Consider the following 6,000-nt stretch of genomic DNA (forward strand, 5'->3'; position numbering starts at 1 on the left):
CGGCCGGGGCGGGTGGATGGCGTGCTTCCTTTTCCGAATCGGGCGCTCCGTTCGTGGACGGCTGCCATGCTTCCCCTCAGAACGATGTGACATGTCACATGGGTGCCCTCGACGTCCGTCGAGGGCGCCGTTACGAGGGAGGGAATCCGATGAAGCGTCTTTCCGCCGTCCTGGCCGGCGTGGCAGCCCTGGCTGCACTGACCGGCACCCAGTCCGCGTCCGCCGTCACCGCACCCACCGGTCCGGTCGGTGCCGTCGTCACCTGCGGGAGCCCGGGTGCGCCCGGCTTCCTCCAGACCAGGGCGTGTATCGAGGTGACCGGTAACCAGGTCCGCCTCTACGGCCACGCCTACCCGACCAACCCGAGCTGGGTGGCGCAGAACGTCGGCTTCCGGCTGTCCGGCAACGCCGTCAGCCTGCCCCCGCTGCCCCCGATCACGCCGAACGTCCTGGTGCCGGTCGGGGGCCGTCATGTCGGCGACATCCTGATCACGGTGCCCTGCGGCACCGCGGTGACCGCCGAGTTCAGCGTCGACCAGTTCGGCTGGCCCCCGTCGGTGGCGACGGCCTCGACCGTCGTCACCTGCTGACCCGCCCGCCCGGCCGCTGCGGTTGACCGCTCGGCCGGCCTGCGACCCCCGTCGCCCCGGGCCGCCTTCACGTCCCGGGGCGACGGGCCTGTTCGGGGTCCGTCGCACACCCCCGGGCCGCGGTGAGGCCCGGTGGCCGCCGTGGTCCGCGCCCCGGGCGGGGCCGCTTCCGGCCCGATCGGCCCTTCCGTCCCGTCCGGTGCGCGGGTGCTCGGGCTAGAACTCGTCGGCGCCGTTGCGCAGCTCCGGGGTCCAGTAGCCGGTGGCCCAGACCGCCGGGTCGACGGCGATGCCGGCCGGACCGGGGGCCCTGACGGGGACCTCCCCGCCCCCGCCGCCGAGGGTGACGGTGAAGGACGTCACGGCCTCGTTGGCCTCGTGGACCCCGCCGCCGGACAGCCTGACGACCGCGTAGGCGGGGGTGCCGGCGTCGACGACGGCGGGCGCGGCGGGCTTGCTCCCGGCGACGGAGGGGACGCTCTCGCGGTGGCTCTCCAGGAACCGGATCTGGGGGAAGTCGACGAGCCGGCAGCCGCGGCCGGAGAAGTTCCTCGCCGTCAGGACGAGGTGGGTGTAAGGCGGTCCGCCCCGGAGGGCGGCGGTGATGCTGACGTCCTTCGTGGTGCAGGCCGGGACGGAGGTGCCCGCCGGTGCGGCCGAAGTCGGGGAGCCGGTGCCGGGCGTCGCACCCGCGGGGGAGCCTCCGGCCCCGGTCTTTTCCGCACCGGTGTTCGGGGCCGGGGCCGGGGCCGACGCGCTTCCGCCGGTGCCGCTTCCGCCGCCGGCTCCGGCCGCCGGCTGCGCGGGGGAGGGTGCCGCCGCGGCGGGCGCGGTGCCGGAGTCGTTCCTGCCGCAGGCGGTCAGGGTCAGGGCGAGCGCGGCGGTGCCTGCGGCGGCCAGGGCGGTGGTGCGGTGGAGGGTGCGCATGGTGGATCCCCGCTGTCGGTGGTGTGGTGACGCACGGTCCGGTGGGACCGGGAACGACCATGCACCGTGATCCGCCCCCGCCGCCAGCGCCGGCCGCCGATCCGGGGCGCCGCGACGCCCCGACTCCCCTGGCGTGAGGAAACGCTTCCGCCTGGAACGGCGGTTCGGGGCGTTGCTGGGCGGCGGAACGGCAGGGGCGCCGGTCGCGACGACGGTCCGGGGCCGCCGGGGACACGACGAGGGCCCCCGACACGGTCGGGGGCCTCGTGGAGCGGTGCGGCGTCAAGTGCCCGGCGGGGGCGGGTGTCCGGCCCCGCCGGGGAGATCAGCAGCGGACGTTGCGCTCGCAGTCGACGAGCCGCTGGATGTAGGCGTCCAGCGCCTGGGCGCGGGCCTCGGTGACGTTGGCCTCGCGGTAGTGGCCCTGGTGGCGGAGCCTGTCGGCCTGGGCGTGGAGGTTGCGGGCCTGGGCCCGGAGCTCCTCGATGTTCACCGAGACCGACGAGCCCCGGGTGGCGGCCGAGGCGGACTCGGCGGGCGCCACGGAGAGGAGCAGGCCTCCCGCGAGTACGGCGGTGACGGCGAGCGCGGACATGCGGCGGCGCATGGTTCCCCCTGATTTTCCTGATGTTTTCCGACATGACGGTCATCCGTCGAACTGATGACCGGTCAGTAGTGTAGAAGATCTTGTCCGATGCTCGGACACCACCCACCGCTCAGCCGGACGACCGGCCCGCCGAACCCGTCCGCACCGCCCCCGCACCGGCCACCACCACCAGGGCGACCGCCAGGCACTGCCCGGCCGACAGGGCCTGCCCGAGGACCAGGAACCCGGCCAGTGCCGCGATCGCCGGGGACAGGCTCATCAGCACCGCGAAGGTCGCCGCGGGCAGGCGGCGCAGGGCCAGCAGTTCCAGCGTGTACGGCAACCCCGAGGACAGCAGTGCCACGGCGAGCCCCGGTCCCAGGACCCGCGGATCGAGCAGCGCTCCGCCCGCGGAGGCGACCCCGAGCGGCAGGCTGACCAGCGCGGCCACGGCCATCGCCAGGGCCAGCCCGTCCAGCCGGGGGAACCGGGCCCCGGTCCGGGCGTTGCACACGATGTACAGCGCGCACAGCGCGCCGGCGCCGAGCGCGAACCCGGCGCCCGCCGGGTCGAGCCCGTCGAAGCCGTCCCGCCCGAGGAGGAAGACGCCGACGAGTGCCAGTCCCGCCCACAGCAGGCTGACCGGTCGGCGCGCGGTGACGACGGACAGCAGGAGGGGGCCGAGGACCTCCAGGGTCACCGCCGGGCCCAGCGGGATCCGGTCGATCGCCTGGTAGAACAGGATGTTCATGCCACCGAGCGCGACCCCGAAGGCGCCGACCAGCGCCCAGTCCCCACGGCTGTGGCCGCGCAGCCGGGGCCGGCAGACGGCCAGCAGCAGGACGGCGGCGATCGTCACCCGCAGGGTCACCACGCCGAGAGCCCCGACGCGCGGGAAGAGCAGGGCGGCGACGGCGGAACCGAAGTGCACCGACAGGCCGGCCGCCACCACCAGTCCGATGCCGCCGAGGCTGCCGAGACCGGCGCCGGTCGATGCCGGGGCCGCGCCGGGTGCTCCCGCGGCTGCCGGTGCCGCCGCCCCCGCGGCTGCCCGTGCCGCCGCTCCTGCCGTGACCGGGTGGGACCTCGTGTTCGTCATGTCTCCACGCTAGGAAGCCGTCCGCCTCGCGGGAAATGCCGATCGGACCGCGGTTATGCTTGCCGCGCATGACCATGGAGCTGCGCCACCTGCGAGCCTTCCTCGCCATCGCCGAGGAGGGCACGATCACGCGCGCCGCGGCCCGCCTGCACATCGGCCAGCCCGCGCTCTCGCGGACGCTGCGCCGGCTGGAGGACCACCTCGGCGTGCGCCTGATCGACCGCTCCACCCACCACCTGGAGCTCACCCCGGCGGGCCGGGCGTTCCGCGACCGGGCCGCCGCCGCGGTGGCGGCCGTGGAGGCGGCCCTCGATCCCCGCGCCCTGACGGTCCTTCCGCTGCGCCTCGGTCACCCCTGGGCCGCGCTCGGCGACCACACCATCCCGTTGCTGCGCCGCTGGGACGAGGAGCACCCCGACGTGCCGTTGGAGCTGCGGCGCATCGACGACCGGACGGCCGGGCTCACCCGGGGCAGGGTCGACGTCGCCCTGCTGCGCGGCGAGGTGGCGACGCCGGGCCTGGTGACGGAGCTGCTGCTGGAGGAGGAACGGGTCGCGGTGGTCCCGGCGGACAGCGACCTCGCCGAGCGCGACGCCCTCACGCTGGCGGACCTCGCGGCGTGGCCTCTCGTGCTGAACACGGTGGCGGGCACGACCACCCTGGACCTCTGGCCCGCCGCCGTACGCCCGACGGTGACGATCGAGGTCACCAACACGGACGAGTGGCTCACGGCCGTCGCGGTGGGCCGGGCCGTGGGCGTCTCGACGTCGGCCACACCCCGGCTGCACCGCCACCCCGCCCTCGCCTACCGGCCGCTGACCGACGCACCGCCGGTGCCCCTGCTGCTGGCCTGGCGGCGCGGAGTCCCGGCGCACCCGGCGATCCCGGATCTCGTCCGGCTGACCCGCGAGCTGCTGGCCGACCGCTGAGGGCGGAACGCCGGAAGGCGCCGCCCGGGCCCATCTCTGCTCCGCACACGCATGATTGACACATCGTGAGACGCCCGGTCCTGCACCCCGTCAGGGGGATGACGTGGCGACTTTACCTCCCTATGGTCTAGTCCATGTTGAACGCATCACTGAGATCCGTGTGCGGGGCGGTGGCCCTGGCGCTTGCCGCCGCCCTCGCCGCCGCAGGACCGGCCGAGGCCGCGCCCAACCCGCCCGCCCAGCGGCTGAGCTGGGCGGACTGCCCGCCCGACCCCTCGTCCGTGCCGGTGGACCCCCGCCTGCGCTGCGCCACGCTCCGCGTCCCCCTGGACTACCGGGCGCCCTCCGGGAAGACCATCGAGATCGTGGTGTCCCGGCTGAACACCGCCAAGCCGGGGCTGCGCCGGGGCGTCCTGGTCCACAACGGCGGCGGCCCGGGAGTGGCCAGCCTGCACATCCCGAGCAGCCGCGTGAACGACTACCCCCAGGACGTGCTGGACCGCTACGACCTGGTCAGCTTCGACCCGCGCGGCGTCGGCTACAGCACCCCCGTCACCTGCGGGCGCACGGCCGCGCAGAACCCCAACGAGCTCGTCTTCCCGTTCCCCGGCCCCGACGGCTCCATCGCCCCCAACGTGCGGTTCGCCCGCGAGGTCGCCAGGGACTGCCTGGCCAACGGCGGCGAGCTGATCCGGCACCTGAACACGGCCAACACGGCGCGCGACCTCGACCGGATCCGCGCCGCCCTGGGCGAGCCGCGGATCTCCTACCTGAGCGCGTCCTACGGCACCTACCTGGGCGCCGTGTACGCGGAGCTGTTCCCCGGGCGCACCGACCGGGTCGTGCTCGACTCCAACGTCAGCCCCAACGTCACCTGGCAGGAACGTTTCGCCCTCCTGGACCAGGCCAGTGAGGCCCGCTTCGGCGACTTCGCCGCCTGGGCGGCCGCGCGCGACGCCGACCTCCACCTCGGTGCGACGCCCGCCGCCGTGCGCCGGAACTACCTCGCCCTCGCCGAGAAGCTCGACCGCACCCCGGTGACGCACCCGGTGGCCGGGCCGGTCAACGGCGGCCTGTGGCGCGCGATCTACCGCTTCGACGCCTACCACGCCGCGTTCTTCCAGGAGATCGCCGACTGGTGGATCTACCTCGCCGCCGACGGCAACGGCCCGGCCCCGTACTGGTGGCTGAACCGCACGACGCCCGGGATCCCCGCGGACAACGACGTGGCCGCGCTCTTCGCCGTGGTCTGCAACGACAGCCCGGCGCCGCGCAGCACCGCCCGCTACCAGCGGAACGTGACCGCGAGCCGGGCCGCGTACCCGGTCCTGGACGGCCTGGGCGCCAACATCTGGCCCTGCGCGTTCTGGACCGAGCCGCTCGAACCGCAGGTCCGGATCACCGACCGGGGGCCCGCCAACGTCCTCCTCCTGCAGACCGCCCGCGACGCGGTGACCCCGTACGAGGGAGCCCTCGCCATGCGGTCCACGCTGGGCCGGCGCGCCAGGATGGTCACGGTCGACGGCGGCAACCACGGCGCCTACGACCCCGGCACCCCGTCCTGCGCGGTCACCGCGGCCAACCGCTTCCTGGCCGACGGCGTGCTGCCCGCGCGCGACCGGTTCTGTGCCGTGGACCCGGTGGCCGCTCCCGCCGGAGCGGCCGCGCCGAGGTTCGCGCGCCCCGGAGTGCAGGCCCTCGCCTGACGCCCCGGCCCCGAGCCCCGGCCTGACGCCGCCGCCGGACCGTCCGCCCCCCGTGCGGCCGGCTCCCCGGCGTCCGGCCGGGGTGGCCGGGGCGCGGGGGGCGCCCCCCCCCCCCGCCCCCCCCCCCGCCCCCCCCCCCCCGCGCCCCGCCCCCGACGAAAGA

At 75.5% G+C, this 6,000-nt stretch carries 6 protein-coding genes; 3 read left to right on the plus strand and 3 right to left on the minus strand.

The annotated features are described in order from the left end of the window. The first annotated feature begins 149 nt into the window (after window positions 1–149). Window positions 150–590, plus strand: a complete 441-nt coding sequence (locus ABZY91_RS15155) for a hypothetical protein (RefSeq protein WP_355402597.1) — start codon at window positions 150–152, stop codon at window positions 588–590. Between the two features lie 216 nt (window positions 591–806). On the opposite strand, the gene ABZY91_RS15160 is transcribed toward ABZY91_RS15155, so the two are convergent. The 3 genes from ABZY91_RS15160 to ABZY91_RS15170 form a co-directional block, all read right to left on the minus strand. Continuing rightward, window positions 807–1,517: a DUF4232 domain-containing protein gene (locus ABZY91_RS15160; RefSeq protein ID WP_355402599.1), complete on the minus strand. Its 711-nt coding sequence runs from the start codon at window positions 1,515–1,517 to the stop codon at window positions 807–809. Window positions 1,518–1,842: 325 nt separating this feature from the next. Further along, window positions 1,843–2,124: a hypothetical protein gene (locus ABZY91_RS15165; protein WP_329882467.1), complete on the minus strand. Its 282-nt coding sequence runs from the start codon at window positions 2,122–2,124 to the stop codon at window positions 1,843–1,845. Window positions 2,125–2,233: 109 nt separating this feature from the next. Beyond that, on the minus strand, window positions 2,234–3,202 hold the full coding sequence (locus ABZY91_RS15170; protein ID WP_355402601.1) for an EamA family transporter: 969 nt from the start codon (window positions 3,200–3,202) through the stop codon (window positions 2,234–2,236). Between the two features lie 68 nt (window positions 3,203–3,270). Here ABZY91_RS15170 and ABZY91_RS15175 point away from each other — a divergent pair, with 68 nt between their 5' ends. Next, window positions 3,271–4,131: a LysR family transcriptional regulator gene (locus ABZY91_RS15175; protein WP_329882465.1), complete on the plus strand. Its 861-nt coding sequence runs from the start codon at window positions 3,271–3,273 to the stop codon at window positions 4,129–4,131. Window positions 4,132–4,265: 134 nt separating this feature from the next. Next, entirely contained in the window at window positions 4,266–5,837 is a 1,572-nt protein-coding gene (locus tag ABZY91_RS15180) for an alpha/beta hydrolase (RefSeq protein WP_355402603.1), read from the plus strand. The last annotated feature ends 163 nt before the right edge of the window (window positions 5,838–6,000 follow it).

The organism is Kitasatospora sp. NPDC002965 (genome assembly GCF_040611255.1).
GTDB lineage: Bacteria > Actinomycetota > Actinomycetes > Streptomycetales > Streptomycetaceae > Kitasatospora.